At 42.4% G+C, this 14,103-nt stretch carries 13 protein-coding genes; 8 read left to right on the top strand and 5 right to left on the bottom strand.

Annotated features, from left to right (window positions below):
- Positions 1-200 precede the first annotated feature (200 nt).
- On the top strand, positions 201-377 hold the full coding sequence (locus KT990_RS13465) for a GNAT family N-acetyltransferase (RefSeq protein ID WP_005097455.1): 177 nt from the start codon (positions 201-203) through the stop codon (positions 375-377).
- Positions 378-527: 150 nt separating this feature from the next.
- On the opposite strand, the gene KT990_RS03345 is transcribed toward KT990_RS13465, so the two are convergent.
- Complete coding sequence (locus tag KT990_RS03345; RefSeq protein WP_005097454.1) at positions 528-1,160, bottom strand: alpha/beta hydrolase; 633 nt, start codon at positions 1,158-1,160, stop codon at positions 528-530.
- Positions 1,161-1,283: 123 nt separating this feature from the next.
- Between KT990_RS03345 and yaaA the strand changes: the two genes are divergently transcribed.
- The 4 genes from yaaA to KT990_RS03325 all read left to right on the top strand — a co-directional run bounded on the left by yaaA (position 1,284) and on the right by KT990_RS03325 (position 6,073).
- Positions 1,284-2,066: a peroxide stress protein YaaA gene (yaaA, locus tag KT990_RS03340; protein WP_218209165.1), complete on the top strand. Its 783-nt coding sequence runs from the start codon at positions 1,284-1,286 to the stop codon at positions 2,064-2,066.
- Between the two features lie 1,209 nt (positions 2,067-3,275).
- A complete protein-coding gene (locus KT990_RS03335) occupies positions 3,276-4,598 on the top strand; it encodes an NCS2 family permease (protein WP_005097450.1) in 1,323 nt (440 codons plus the stop codon).
- 76 nt (positions 4,599-4,674) lie between these two features.
- Positions 4,675-5,676: an adenosine deaminase gene (locus KT990_RS03330; protein WP_100329011.1), complete on the top strand. Its 1,002-nt coding sequence runs from the start codon at positions 4,675-4,677 to the stop codon at positions 5,674-5,676.
- Positions 5,677-5,728: 52 nt separating this feature from the next.
- Positions 5,729-6,073 (top strand): hypothetical protein, encoded by a 345-nt coding sequence (locus KT990_RS03325; protein WP_074383303.1) that lies wholly within the window; start codon positions 5,729-5,731, stop codon positions 6,071-6,073.
- Positions 6,074-6,130: 57 nt separating this feature from the next.
- Here KT990_RS03325 and KT990_RS03320 read toward each other — a convergent pair whose 3' ends face one another.
- On the bottom strand, positions 6,131-6,682 hold the full coding sequence (locus KT990_RS03320; RefSeq protein ID WP_180075044.1) for a cytochrome b: 552 nt from the start codon (positions 6,680-6,682) through the stop codon (positions 6,131-6,133).
- Positions 6,683-6,900: 218 nt separating this feature from the next.
- Between KT990_RS03320 and KT990_RS03315 the strand changes: the two genes are divergently transcribed.
- Positions 6,901-7,272, top strand: coding sequence for a hypothetical protein (locus KT990_RS03315; RefSeq protein ID WP_159138601.1), 372 nt, complete (start codon positions 6,901-6,903; stop codon positions 7,270-7,272).
- Between the two features lie 57 nt (positions 7,273-7,329).
- A complete protein-coding gene (rnhB, locus tag KT990_RS03310) occupies positions 7,330-7,923 on the top strand; it encodes a ribonuclease HII (RefSeq protein ID WP_005170243.1) in 594 nt (197 codons plus the stop codon).
- Positions 7,924-8,024: 101 nt separating this feature from the next.
- Here the strand turns inward: rnhB and csrA are convergent, their stop codons facing one another.
- From csrA to alaS, 3 genes are all read right to left on the bottom strand, one after another.
- The gene (csrA, locus tag KT990_RS03305; protein ID WP_005097444.1) at positions 8,025-8,279 is read right to left on the bottom strand and encodes a carbon storage regulator CsrA; all 255 of its coding nucleotides are present in this window, start codon (positions 8,277-8,279) and stop codon (positions 8,025-8,027) included.
- Positions 8,280-8,528: 249 nt separating this feature from the next.
- Entirely contained in the window at positions 8,529-9,809 is a 1,281-nt protein-coding gene (locus KT990_RS03300; RefSeq protein WP_005097443.1) for an aspartate kinase, read from the bottom strand.
- 64 nt (positions 9,810-9,873) lie between these two features.
- Positions 9,874-12,567 carry an alanine--tRNA ligase gene (gene alaS, locus KT990_RS03295; protein ID WP_218209164.1) on the bottom strand — a complete coding sequence of 898 codons (2,694 nt, stop codon included), beginning with the start codon at positions 12,565-12,567 and terminating at the stop codon, positions 9,874-9,876.
- Positions 12,568-12,955: 388 nt separating this feature from the next.
- Between alaS and gap the strand changes: the two genes are divergently transcribed.
- Positions 12,956-13,978: a type I glyceraldehyde-3-phosphate dehydrogenase gene (gene gap, locus KT990_RS03290; RefSeq protein ID WP_005097441.1), complete on the top strand. Its 1,023-nt coding sequence runs from the start codon at positions 12,956-12,958 to the stop codon at positions 13,976-13,978.
- Positions 13,979-14,103: the final 125 nt, after the last annotated feature.

Genomic DNA, 14,103 nt, shown 5'->3' with positions numbered 1-14,103 from the left:
TGTCTGATACTCAGCTATTTTCGTGCATCAGATGCATGAGAAGCTTATGCCGCGATTATCCCAAGTCTGATGCCCTTTATGACATGGGGGCTGCTAGAATCTGAACAAGCATTTGCAACAGGATGGCAAAAATGGCTAGAGAATATGGCAGCTCATGAAGAATATGTGTTTTTGACAGCCATGCGGAAAGTCTGGAATTTATGGGGCTTTGTGGTTTAGATCGTTTAATGGGTGAAGTGCCACAGCTTGGAATTTGGATCAAGGAAAGCCAGCATGGTCATAAATATGGTTGTGAAACGGTTGATGCTCTGGTTGGTTATGCCCTTGATGACTTAAATCGTCAGCGATTGATTTATCCTGTAGTCGAAGAAAATTGAGCGAGCCGAAAAGTCATTGAACGTTTGGGTGGAAAGATTGTTGATGTTGATATAGTACAACAAGCTAAATGTCGGGCAATGATTTATCACTTAGCTGAAAAACTGCTGTGAGAAGCATAAAAAAACCCATCATCTGACGGGTTTTATTATTTAGCCAAGCGCTAAGTAGCGGGTCATTGCAATCCGCAATTGCTTTAAATAGCCAGTAAAGAAATGATTGGCACCAGGCAATACGGTCACTAAATGACGTTGTGGTTTTGCCCATTCAATCATATCCGACAGCAGGGTTACTTCATCACCCTCACCATGAATGAACAGAATATCACCTTTAATTGCTGGCGTAACATAATGGCGAATACCGGCAACTGTTGCAGTTGGCAGTCCACATAAAATAGTTTGTTTGGGTTGCAGTTCTACAGGTAAGGCTGCATAGCTCTTTGCCATGACATGCGCACCAAAACTAAAACCGCCCGCATAAAAAGACAGCCCAATATGCTGACTGCGAGCAAACCGAATGATTTCTAATACATCATCCGTCTCACCGAAGCCCTCGTCGTGTATACCTTCACTTTGACCAGAACCGCGAAAACTCGGACGATACACAACACAGCCACGTTCCATATACATTTGTGCCAATAGAACGGGAACCTTGTGTTGGGGCGTACCACCTTGCAAGGGATGGGGGTGACAAACTACCGCGAATCCTTTCACTTCACCCTGAGGATAATCCACAAAAACTTCAATCTGACCCGCAGGTCCTTGAAGGAAAATTTGCTCGGACATATAAATACCGATGATTAACAGGAGAATCGCGCATTTTAACGATTATGGTGAATAAAAACATGAATTGGAATTAAAATAAGCAGACTGATATAGTTTGATTAATCATTTTTTGACCAGGTTGCCATGCTCGCTTTAATTTCTCCAGCCAAAACGCTCGATTACGATACCCCATTACCCACTGATCAATTTACTCAAGCCAGATTATTAGAACATTCGCAGGATTTGATCAAAGCTTGTCGCACACTTTCTGCAACAGAAATTTCCAGTTTGATGAGTGTCAGTGAAAAAATTGCCAATTTAAATATAGCACGTTTCCAGGACTGGCAACCAGATTTTAATTTAGCCAATGCACGTCAGGCTATTTTTGCCTTTAAAGGAGATGTCTATACCGGTCTGGATGCTTATAGCTTAAAGCAGGAAGATCTGCACTTTGCACAACAGCATTTGCGTATGTTGTCTGGTTTATATGGGCTTTTGCGTCCCTTGGATCTGATGATGCCCTATCGTCTGGAAATGGGAACCAAATTGGCCAATTCTCGCGGGCATAACTTATACGACTTCTGGGCACATCACATCACTGATCTGATCAATCAAGATTTAGCCGCAGCCCAGTCTGAGATCTTGGTGAATATTGCTTCTGATGAATATTATAAATCGGTGAACGAGCGCAAAATTCAGGCAGAGATTATCAAGCCAGTATTTCTGGATCAGAAAAATGGCAAATATAAAGTGATTAGTTTCTATGCTAAAAAAGCACGTGGTTTGATGGCACGTTTTATTGTTGAAAATAGAATTGAACGTGCCGAAGAACTCAAAGCATTCAATACCGATGGCTATTATTTTGATGCCGATAGTTCACTTAAAGGTGAATTGGTATTTAAACGTGATGAACAAATCAGTGCATAAATAACGTTATTCCGCTACCGCATAGAATAATTGGTTTCTAGGCGGTATTGGGAGCTATGAGTATTGAAATGTTATTTATCCAGCTTTAATCGTTTTTTAAATATTGAGTGTCACGGGGGAGTTGATTGGCTGCACTTCGGTACAAATGTGGTTTTTAGCGTCTTTCGCAAATTTTAAGTTAGATAAAAAATTAGAATTATCGCTGAACTCATTGAAATAATGCGTAAAATCTCATTTATCGAGTTGTTTTTTACAGAAAATTGAAACTGATATTTCTGGGAAAGGCTGAATAAAATAGCTCAAGTTAATAGATTTTAAATCAGGGGATTTTCATTAATTTATATATTTTTCTTTCCAATAGAAATTTTTATTTAAACAAATAAGTATTTAATATTCAAATATTTAATTTATTAACTTTGGGGAGTATTTAGCGCAAGAGATTTTTGAGAAAGAATGAAAAATTAATTAAGTAATAATAAATAAAGCGATAGAAAAATATCGCTAAACGGTTCAAGAAGTGCATTCTATCGGGTTAAATGTAAAGTAAGTCACAAGTTTATTAGGTTTTTTGTTAGCATAATTGCACAGTGTTACAAAGCAGAATAATAAAAATGAAAATACATGCTATTCCTGTTTTTGTGTTAATGGTCAGCGTATTAGGATTCTGCGTGCATAAACAGGCAGAAATCAGAAAATACGAAAAAATCCGTCATGTCTTGAATGAAGCGCGTGACTCCAGCAAATTGTTAGACTCTAATCGGCATCGACATTAACACATGCATCAATTTTCTTTTTTTCAATTTAGCGTAATTAATAAAATTAACTCAATAATAAATATAATAAAATATTAAAAATATTCGAATTAAATAGATTGATTTTAAATAAAGTATAAAATCAAAGAAGCAATCAGAAATCAATGTGTTATAATTTGCCACCTATAAAGATGAAGCAAACTTCATCTTTCTAAGCATTTGATTTATATCATTAAATAGAGCTGCATAAAAGTTATGCAGCTTTTTTGTTTAGATTTTTTGGGGTTTTTATAGCATAGCCCTGGGGCTGTAAGCTGTTCAAACATTTGAACCCGTCAAATGGCTATACTGGCATATTCGTTGCTAACACATCCTCAAAATAAATGAATTTTTTGTGAAATTTCATTTATTTGACGGCGTGCTTGAAGCATAAAGTTTACTCAATAGGGGCTAGGTCATGACGACTCCTAATCCATCTTCAGAAAATATGCTTGAACGTCTGTTTAAACTGAGTGAAAACAAAACCAGTTTCCGTACAGAAGTTCTGGCTGGTGTAACTACATTCTTAACCATGTGTTACATCATTATTGTCAATCCAATGATCTTGTCCGAAACAGGGATGGATCATGGGGCTGTCTTTGTAGCAACCTGTCTTGCAGCTGCGATTGGCTGTTTAGTCATGGGCCTGATTGCGAATTATCCAATTGCGCTGGCGCCAGGCATGGGCTTAAATGCCTTCTTTACCTATTCTGTATGTCTGGGAATGGGGGTGCCTTGGCAAACCGCCTTGGGTGCAGTTTTTGTTTCAGGTCTGGTCTTTATTGCCATTAGCCTGTTTAAAATACGTGAAGCCATTGTCAATGCAATTCCAATGTCGCTCAAGCTCGCGATTGGTGGTGGTATTGGCTTGTTCCTGGCATTGGTGGCACTGAAAAATGCCGGAATTATTGTGGATAATCCAGCCACACTGGTGGGCTTGGGTGATCTGAAACAACCTTCTGTATTATTAGCACTTTTTGGCTTTTTGTTGGTTGTGGTAATGCACCAGTTTAAAGTCCGTGGTGCGATTATCATCAGTATTCTGGTGGTGACTGCCATTGCAACGGCACTAGGTTATAACGAATTCCAAGGTGTAGTGGGTCATATTCCATCGCTGGCTCCAACATTCATGCAAATGGATTTTGAAGGCCTCTTTACTGCCAGTTTAATTGGAGTGATTTTTGTTTTCTTCCTGGTCGATCTGTTTGACTCTACCGGGACGTTGGTCGGTGTTTCGCATCGTGCAGGTCTGTTAAAAGACGGGAAATTACCACGTTTGAAGAAAGCCTTATTTGCTGACTCATCAGCGATTGTTGCTGGTGCGGCACTGGGTACTTCTTCAACTACGCCTTATATTGAATCTTCTGCGGGTGTGGCAGCAGGTGGTCGTACCGGTCTAACCGCCGTGGTGGTTGGATTACTATTTATTGCCTGTTTATTCCTGGCACCGCTTGCACAATCAGTTCCGAGTTTTGCCACTGCGCCAGCATTGTTATTTGTTGGTGTGTTGATGATTCAGGGTATCGTCCATATTGACTGGGAAGATATTACTGAGGCAGTACCGGCATTTTTAACCATCGTATTTATGCCATTTACCTATTCGATTGCGGATGGTATTGCGATGGGCTTTATCAGCTATGCACTGATCAAGTTGTTGACTGGTAAGGCTGCGACTGTACCGTATATGGTCTGGATTATTGCTGTTCTATGGACGCTTAAATTCGCACTGTTTGGTGGCTAATTTTTCTACATTCAGAAAGGGTGTAAACTGAGTTTGCGCCCTTTTTTATTATTTAAAGGTTTCACGAGGAGAAGTGATGAACCGTCTTGAGTTGATTCGCGCTTTGCCAAAAGCCGAGCTTCATGTTCATATTGAAGGCACTTTTGAGCCTGAGCTAATGTTTGCAATCGCTCAGCGTAATCAGATTGCCATCCCGTATAAATCTGTCGAGGAAGTTAAGCAGGCTTATAATTTCCATAATCTTCAGTCCTTCCTGGATATTTATTATGCCGGGGCCAATGTACTGATCCATGAACAGGACTTTTATGACCTGGCTTGGGCCTATTTTGAAAAATGTGCCGAAGACAATGTGGTGCATACAGAAATGTTCTTCGATCCGCAAACGCATACCGACCGTGGAATTGCTTTTGCGACCGTCATCAATGGCCTGCAAAAAGCCTGCGATGATGCCAAGGCCAAGCTTGGAATCAGCTCACATTTGATCATGTGTTTCCTGCGTCATTTAAGTGAAGAGGCGGCCTTTGAAACGCTGGAGCAGGCATTGCCCTATAAAGACCAGATTATTGCGATTGGTCTGGATTCAAGTGAAGTCGGGCATCCACCTTCTAAATTTGAACGTGTCTTTGCCAAAGCGCGTGAAGCAGGGTTCTTGGTCGTAGCACATGCGGGCGAAGAAGGCCCGGCAGAATATGTCTGGGAAGCTCTGGATTTACTGAAAGTTAATCGTATTGATCATGGGGTGCGTTCAGAAGAAGATTCTGAGTTAATGCAACGGTTGATTCGCGAAAAAATGCCCTTAACGGTGTGCCCGCTGTCAAATCTGAAGCTTTGTGTGGTCGAGGATATGCAGCAGCATAATATCCGTCGTCTCTTGCAGCAGGGTGTCCATGTTACAGTCAACTCAGATGATCCATCCTATTTTGGTGGCTATATGAATGACAACTTTATTGCCATTGCTGAAGCGCTAGACTTGAGTAACGAGGAATTAAAGCAGTTGGCAACGCACTCCTTTGAAGCGTCGTTTATTCCAGAGGCTGAAAAAGAGAAATGGATCAACCAGATCCGTGCCTTGATTTAAGTTTTTACAAAAGGCAGAGTTCGCTCTGCCTTTATCATTTTTATAGGCCAATATGAAATTGAAAAGTTTAATTCTGCTCCTCAGCATATTGTTGATTTCTGCCTGTTCTAGTGCGGATATGACATTGACACAACGTACTTTAAAACCTTTGATTGAATATCAATGCAGTAAAGAGCTGCAAAATTCCAAAGTTTGGAAAGTTTCGACCTACTTAATGCAGGACACCAGTAAAGTTGAACTTGAGAAAAATGTGTGTTCATGTGTAGGTGAGCATGCGTTAAAAGATGTGCCTGCCAAAACTTTGTTAAAAGCCACAGTTGATGAAGCAGCCAAAAAAGAACTGACGCAAAAAGCGATTGCAAACAGTCTCAGAAGTTGTCTCAAGGAATTTATTTAATGAAACAGCCTGCAAGCACAGACTGGGAACATTATTTAGCCCATATTAATGGTCTAATTATTTATCCTGCTGGGTCATACTTTTTAATACATGATCTTTATCGATAAAATGATGTTTAAAGGCTGCGGCAATATGGCCAACCAGTAGAATGCCGACTGCCCAGGAAAGCCAGATATGCAAGGGCTTAACAATAGCGGTCACAGCCGAGTTTTCGGCAATGAGGGGTGGCAGGTTAAATAAATACAGCACCGGTGCTGGATAACCCAAACTCCAGCTATACAAACAACCTGTAAGAGGTAGGGCAATCAGCATGAAATACAGCGCCAGATGACCAGCATGTGCCAACGTTTTCATCCGCGGTGACATACTCTCAGGCAGTGACGGTGCAGGATGGGTATAGCGCCAGAAAATCCGAACAACGAGCAGGAAAATAATGGTGGTTGCAATGTTTTTATGCAGTGAAATCACATCACCCTTAAAGCTGCCATCAACGTCATAACTTAAAAAATTACCACTATAAAAACCGATGAGCCAGGCCGCAATAAAAATAACCGCCATGATCCAATGCAGCCATTGCGCTGTTCGTGTGTAATACAGTGATTTATTCATCTAGATATTCCGTTGCTCTTTAATAAGGCCGAACCTTAGCAAAGGATGAATCAATTCAGCAATTCCAAATCTGCAACGCTATGGTGGCTTTCATGCAACATCTATTAAATTGGTTGGCTGTAGATTAAACATGCTTAGTGATTTTTAGATTTCTTATTCAGGTGAATTTCGGCACAATAGCGACAGTCTTCATCTATGAATGAATAAGGAATATATCTGTGAAAAAATTATTGGCTGTACTTGCGCCACTGACTCTGGTTTTATCAGCGTGTACAGCGACAGGCACTTCTGATGCGCCAAGTACCACTCAACAACTGGGCGGCACTGCGCTTAAAATCGCGATCAATGCAAAATGCACCACTGAACTGAATAATATTCCAGCGTGGCAAACGGCAACACGTCTAATGACCACAACACAAAAGCAAAATATCCAGTCTGAAATTTGTGGCTGTGTCAGCGAAAAAGCACCGCAAAATGTGACAGCGGTTGATTTGGCGACTGCTGCGATTGATCCGGTGGCACGTACCACAATCGTGGGCAATGTGGTTGCAAAAACCATTAACGCTTGTGTGGCTGAAGCTGTAAACTAAGCCAAGATTAAATTGAAATAGGCTGACAGGTTCAGCCTATTTTTTATGGGAAATGACATGAAAATTGCTGGTGTAGATGAAGCAGGGCGTGGACCGCTGGTCGGTTCAGTGGTGGCGGCCGCGGTAATTTTAGATCCAAATAACCCGATTGAAGGTTTAAATGACTCTAAAAAACTGACTGAAAAGAAACGTGAAAAACTTTTTATCGAAATTCAGGAAAAAGCGCTGGCTTGGGCAATTGCTGAGGCGTCAGCAGCAGAAATTGATGAGCATAATATTCTGCAGGCATCCTTACTGGCAATGCGCCGTGCTGTAGAAGCTTTAGCGATTCAACCTGAGCATGTGCTGGTCGATGGCAATAAAGTCCCTCAGGGGCTAACGATGAGCTGTGACGCGATCATTGGTGGCGATGCTTTGCATGCAGAAATTTCTGCTGCTAGTATTCTGGCCAAAGTTACCCGTGATCATCAAATGATTGAGATGGATCTAAAGCATCCACAATTTGGTTTTGCCAAGCACAAGGGCTATCCAACCAAAGCACATTTTGAAGCGATTGCCTTGCATGGGGTGATTGATGAGCACCGTCGTAGTTTTGGGCCGGTAAAAAAGGTAGTTGCAGCATTGCTGGAACAGCAGGGCGCAGAACTTTAATTCTTATTTAATTTAAAGGTTCTGAATATTGAAATGTGTATTCATTAAAGTATAGATCAATTAAAAGCGGCTTCAAAGCCGCTTTATGATTTACACAAAAATTAACGGTTAAAGTTATTTTGTGTTTGGTTTTCATCTTCATACGAAGGTTGGAAATCCTGATCGATATGCTGAAGATGTTCATGCATTGCACGTTCATGCTGGATACGCTGGTAAATCTCTTCACGGTGCACAGAGACTTCTTTCGGAGCATTGACCCCAATACGAACCTGATTACCTTTTACACCAAGCACAGTCACGCTGACTTGGTCTCCAATCATTAAAGTTTCCCCGACACGTCGAGTCAAAATCAGCATGTTTCTCTCCTTGCAAAATGCAAAACCTGCAATCTATTGAATATAAAACAAAAACACAACCAAAAATTAAAAAATAAAATCTGGATAGAAATTCTGTCATCTGGGTGAAAGATTTTAATCTATCTCAGTTTTTTAAAAATCCTCAGGCTTAATATAACAGAGCCACTATAAAAAAAACTATAGTGGCTCTGAATTTTTGTAGAGATTTATAGAATACTGTCAAACAATGACAATATTTTGTCATTCCTCTTAAGCGCGTACGCTTGATTCACCTTGTTCGCGGTCTAGACCGAAGGCGGTATGCAGTGAACGAACTGCAAGTTCCAGATAGTTTTCTTCAATAATCACTGAAATTTTGATTTCAGAAGTAGAGATCATCAGGATGTTAATACCTTCAGCTGCCAGTGCGGTAAACATTTTGCTTGCAACACCTGCATGTGAACGCATGCCTACACCGACGATAGAAACTTTGACGATATCTGAACGGGTAGCGACTTCACGTGCACCAATTTCCTGAGCGGTTGCTTCGAGAATGGCTTTGGCCTTGTTCAATTCGCTGCGGTTGACTGTAAAAGTAAAATCAGTCGTACCATCTTCTTCAACGTTCTGGATAATCATATCCACTTCAACATTGGCATCACCAATCGGGCACAAAATTTTAGAGGCGATGCCCGGTTCATCAGGTACACCTAAAATCGTTAATTTTGCTTCGTCACGGTTAAATGCGATACCGGAGATAATTGGCTGTTCCATATTGTCTTCCAATTCAGTCGTAATAAGTGTACCCACGTTTTGCTTAAATTCTTCGTCGAATGCGCCATCATTGTCATTGTCGAAGCTGGATAATACGCGTAAAGGTACTTGATATTTACCGGCAAATTCAACTGCACGAATTTGCAGGACTTTTGAACCCAGTGACGCCATTTCAAGCATTTCTTCAAAGGAAATACGATCAACTTTCTTGGCTTTGGGTGCAACACGTGGATCAGTGGTATACACGCCATCAACGTCTGTATAAATCTGGCATTCATCGGCTTTTAGTGCAGCAGCAATCGCGACACCTGAAGTATCAGAACCGCCGCGGCCTAAAGTGGTGGTATTGCCATGCTCGTCAAAACCCTGAAAACCTGCAACTACAAGTACACGGCCAGCATCCAGATTCGAGTTCAGGACTTCAGTATCAATTGATTCGATACGTGCCTTATTGAATGAGCTGTCGGTTTTCATGCCAACCTGGCGACCTGTCAGTGATTTTGCTTCAACGCCAATAGAGTTGAGCGCCATCGCTAACATAGAAATCGTAACCTGCTCACCCGTAGAGACCATCTGGTCTAGTTCACGTGGGTCAGGGGTTTCGGTAATGGCTTTCGCGAGAGCAAGCAGACGATTGGTTTCGCCACTCATCGCTGATACAACCACAACCACCTTGTGGCCATGGTCATGCCAGCGTTTCACACGACGAGCAACATTTAAAATGCGCTCGGGAGTACCCATAGAGGTACCGCCATATTTTTGAACGATTAGTGCCATAGTTGTTCCATATAAGCCATGACCCTGATAGTCCTATCAGGGTCAGTTACACAAAATTGAAGTTTTATTTTGCTGCCAGCCAGGCAGTTAAATCTGCCATCACCGGAGCAAACTTCTCGTTAAGTGGCGCGCCACCTTGTGCCAAGTCAGGTTTACCACCACCTTTACCACCCAGCTCAGTTGCCAGATGTTTGATGATGTCACCCGCTTTTATAGATGCAGTAAAGTCTTTTGCTACAGATGCGATCAAGCTCACCTTGTCACCCTCTACACCTGCAAGCACAATGACTGCATTTTCTAATTTTGATTTCACACCGTCATGCAGGTTGCGTAGTGCTTTCGCATCCATATTTTCAACGGTTGTAATCAAGGTTGCACGACCTGCAATGGTTTGAACTTGGCTTAGAAGTTCACCGGCTTGCAGGCTAGCAAGTTTCTGATTCAGTTGTTCGATCTGTTTTTGCAAGCTCGATGCAGTATCAACTAACGCTTCAACTTTTTCTAAAGTCTGGTCTTTTTGCGCTTTGAGCAAACCGTTAATCGTATTGATGTCACGATCGGCTTTTTGTGCAACTTCAACTGCTTTAGTGCCTGTCACTGCTTCAATACGACGTATACCTGCTGCAACACCACCTTCAGAAGTGATCTTGAACAGACCGATGTCACCGGTACGTTTTACGTGAATACCACCGCAAAGCTCGATGGAGAAATTTTTCTCTTCAATCACTGAACCCATCGACAATACACGTACTTCGTCACCGTATTTTTCGCCGAACAGCATCATCGCGCCTTTGGCTTTGGCAGATTCGATGTCGAGAAGTTCAGTAGAAACAGCCGTATTAGCAATCACCTCAGCATTGACCAGACGTTCAATTTCTTGCAGCTGTTCAAAGCTAACCGGTTGATCATTGGCAAAGTCAAAACGTAACACATCAGATGCGACCAATGAACCCTTTTGTTGTACATGTGAGCCCAGAATTTGACGCAGCGCAGCATGTAACAAGTGAGTCGCAGAGTGGTTGCGCGCAGTTGCTGCACGGATGTCTGCTTTCACAGTCGCTTCAACAGATTGGGTTGCTTTTAAGCTACCCATGGTCACGATGCCTTGGTGTACAAATGCACCACCAGATTTTTTCGTGTCCTGAACTTCGAAAATCCCGGTATCGTTTTTGAAAATACCTGTATCACCGATTTGACCACCGCTTTCTGCATAGAAAGGGGTCTGGTTGAGTACGATTAAAGCTTCGTCGCCTTCAACGACTTCATCTACTTGCTCGCCATCTTTATAGATTGCGATGATTTGGCCTTCGCCTGCAGTTGCATCATAACCATCAAATTGAGTTTCGCCTTCAACTTTGACAACACTGTTGTAATCGATCGCGAATTTACCTGCATCACGCGCACGTTGACGCTGTGCTGCCATTTCAACTTCAAAGCCAGCTTCGTCAATGCTTAAGTCACGTTCACGTGCGATGTCCGCAGTTAAGTCCGTCGGGAAACCGTAAGTGTCGTAAAGTTTGAAAACCACTTCGCCCGGAATCACAGAGCCTTTTAACTGTGCCAATTCGCCTTCAAGCAATTTCAAACCTTGCTCAAGTGTTTTGGCAAATTGTTCTTCTTCTTTGAGCAGTTGAGCTTCGATACGTGCTTGTTGTGCTGCAAGTTCTGGATATGCTTCGCCCATCACTTCAATAAGCGGCTGCAACATTTTATGGAAGAATGAACCGGTCGCACCCAGTTTGTTACCGTGACGCACTGCACGGCGGATGATACGACGCAGTACATAACCACGACCTTCATTTGAAGGATTAACACCATCAGCGATTAAAAATGAACATGAACGTGCATGGTCAGCAACCACTTTAAGTGAAGCAGGGTATTGTACAGGTGTGCCTTTTTCAGCCGCTTCAGCTTCAAGTGCAGTAGTGTCTAGACCAATAATCTCAGCCGCAGATTTGAGTAAGTGCTGGAACAAATCAATTTCGTAGTTTGAGTTGACATGCTGTAAAACTGCAGAAATACGCTCAAGGCCCATACCAGTATCTACAGAAGGCGCTGGAAGCGGATGAAGTACTCCATCACTCGTGCGGTTAAACTGCATGAAAACGTTGTTCCAGATTTCAATGAAACGGTCGCCATCTTCTTCAGGTGTGCCCGGCAGGCCACCCCAGATGTGATCGCCATGGTCAAAGAAAATTTCAGAACATGGACCGCAAGGACCGGTGTCGCCCATCGCCCAGAAGTTATCTGATGCGTATTGACCACCTTTGTTGTCACCAATACGGATAATGCGAGATACATCTAGGCCGATTTCTTTGTTCCAGATGTCGAATGCTTCGTCATCGGTATGATAAACAGTGGCATAAAGCTTATCTTTAGGTAGCGCTAGCCAGTCATCGCCCGTCAAAAAATCCCAGGCAAATTTGATCGCATCACGTTTGAAGTAATCACCAAACGAGAAGTTACCTAACATTTCAAAGAAGGTATGGTGACGCGCGGTATAACCGACATTATCCAAGTCGTTGTGTTTACCACCTGCACGTACGCATTTTTGTGATGATACGGCACGGACATAATCGCGTTTTTCTAGACCTAAGAAGCAATCTTTAAACTGGTTCATACCCGCATTGGTGAACAGTAAAGTTGGATCATTGGCGGGTACTAGTGAACTCGACGCGACACGTGTATGCCCTTGCGATTCAAAGTAACGCAAAAATGCTTCACGAATTTCAGCTGATGTCATAAAACGAGTACTCACAACCAAGTCACTCCATAATTTCCGATTTGGCTAAAACACCACAGTCTGACAAGCACATGAGAGCTCTGCTGCAATGCGGGGCTTAAAAATTTAAAACGCCAAATTATAACGGAAAAAGCGGTATGCACCAATCATTTTAAAACCAATTGCCAAGGAATTATTGACTCGGGTTTAGTGCTGAATTCATAAAATGAATTTTCTATTCAGAACAATTCGGTTATATCCATCTATTTACACAGCATCAGAATTTTAAAAGATCTGAATACTGGGCGATGTATCAGAAATAAAATAATCGAAAATCAATATTTTCACTGAAGTTTTTCATGTACTGCGCAAGAAATCCTTTAACATAGAGGAGTTTTAAAATAGGCATATAAAAGGTTGAGTCATGCAACGAGTGGCAATCAATGGATTTGGGCGTATTGGACGTAATGTATTGCGTGCCTGGTTTGAAAATCCGAAAGATTTTAAATTTGAAATCGTTGCCATTAACGATATTGCTGATGTTGAAACCTTAATTCATCTGTTTAAATATGACTCAACTCATGGCCGTTTTCCGGGACAGGTAGACGTCAGCTATGATGCCGAACATATTTATCTGCATCTCAGCTATCAGGATGCCAGCTTAAAAGTTCAGGTTTTGTGTGAAGCCAACCCGGCGCAGCTTCCCTGGCAAAAACTTGAAGTAGATGTAGTGCTGGAATGTACCGGGCTGTTCCGTTCCCGTGCAGCTGCGACCCAGCATATTGAGGCAGGGGCGAAACGGGTGATTATTGGAGCAGCACCCTTTGATACTGTCGATGCTGCGATTGTGTATGGTATCAATCATCACGAAGTTAAAGCCACCGACCAGATCATTTCCAGTGTGTCCTGTACCACTCAGGCCCTAGTACCGCTGGTCAAAATCCTCGATGATGCTTTTGGCATCAGCAGTGCGTTAATGACCGAAATCCATGCGGTGACCGCAGATCAATCTGTGCTGGATCAGGCGCATCGCGATCTGCGTCGTGCACGGGCAGCAGGACACAATATTATTCCCACCACATCCAGTGCGCTGGGTGCATTAAAGCGGGTTATGCCAAAAATGGAAGATCGGATTGACGGTTATTCAATTCGGGTGCCGACCATTAATGTCGCAGCAATTGACCTGACCTTTGTTTCCCAGTCACCGATTACCGATCATAAACTGAATGAAGTGTTAATTAAGGCGGCGCGACAGGATTTTGCCGAAATCATGTCAGTGACGGATGAACCTTTGGTGTCGAGTGATTTTAATCATTCTCCTTATTCCTTGATCGTTGACCTGACCCAAACCCTAGTGGTGGGACAACAGGCCAAGGTCTTTGCCTGGTATGACAATGAATGGGGTTATGCCAACCGCTTGCTGGATTTATGTGAATCTTTTCATTAAGTTTGACTTTGCTAAGCCTAAAAAGTGCCGATATACGGTGCTTTTTTTGCTTTAAACATTCTTGATATGCGTTGTTTTAATAGAATTTGCGCGTAATTGATCGAAAAGCAGCGTGAGTGCTTGAA

It is taken from the genome of Acinetobacter sp. F9, assembly GCF_019195275.1.
GTDB lineage: Bacteria > Pseudomonadota > Gammaproteobacteria > Pseudomonadales > Moraxellaceae > Acinetobacter > Acinetobacter pseudolwoffii.
The sequence above is the reverse complement of the archived record's forward strand: the minus strand, read 5'-3'. Positions and strand labels throughout refer to the sequence as shown.

Bases quoted from the DNA above. Each gene is read 5' to 3' on its own strand.
- KT990_RS03300 (WP_005097443.1), bottom strand. From the start codon at position 9,809: ATGGCACTAATCGTTCAAAAATATGGCGGTACCTCTATGGGTACTCCC.
- KT990_RS03320 (WP_180075044.1), bottom strand. From the start codon at position 6,682: ATGAATAAATCACTGTATTACACACGAACAGCGCAATGGCTGCATTGG.
- KT990_RS03330 (WP_100329011.1), top strand. From the start codon at position 4,675: ATGAACCGTCTTGAGTTGATTCGCGCTTTGCCAAAAGCCGAGCTTCAT.
- KT990_RS13465 (WP_005097455.1), top strand. From the start codon at position 201: ATGGGGCTTTGTGGTTTAGATCGTTTAATGGGTGAAGTGCCACAGCTT.
- rnhB (WP_005170243.1), top strand. From the start codon at position 7,330: ATGAAAATTGCTGGTGTAGATGAAGCAGGGCGTGGACCGCTGGTCGGT.
- KT990_RS03335 (WP_005097450.1), top strand. From the start codon at position 3,276: ATGACGACTCCTAATCCATCTTCAGAAAATATGCTTGAACGTCTGTTT.
- gap (WP_005097441.1), top strand. From the start codon at position 12,956: ATGCAACGAGTGGCAATCAATGGATTTGGGCGTATTGGACGTAATGTA.
- KT990_RS03325 (WP_074383303.1), top strand. From the start codon at position 5,729: ATGAAATTGAAAAGTTTAATTCTGCTCCTCAGCATATTGTTGATTTCT.
- yaaA (WP_218209165.1), top strand. From the start codon at position 1,284: ATGCTCGCTTTAATTTCTCCAGCCAAAACGCTCGATTACGATACCCCA.
- KT990_RS03345 (WP_005097454.1), bottom strand. From the start codon at position 1,160: ATGTCCGAGCAAATTTTCCTTCAAGGACCTGCGGGTCAGATTGAAGTT.
- csrA (WP_005097444.1), bottom strand. From the start codon at position 8,279: ATGCTGATTTTGACTCGACGTGTCGGGGAAACTTTAATGATTGGAGAC.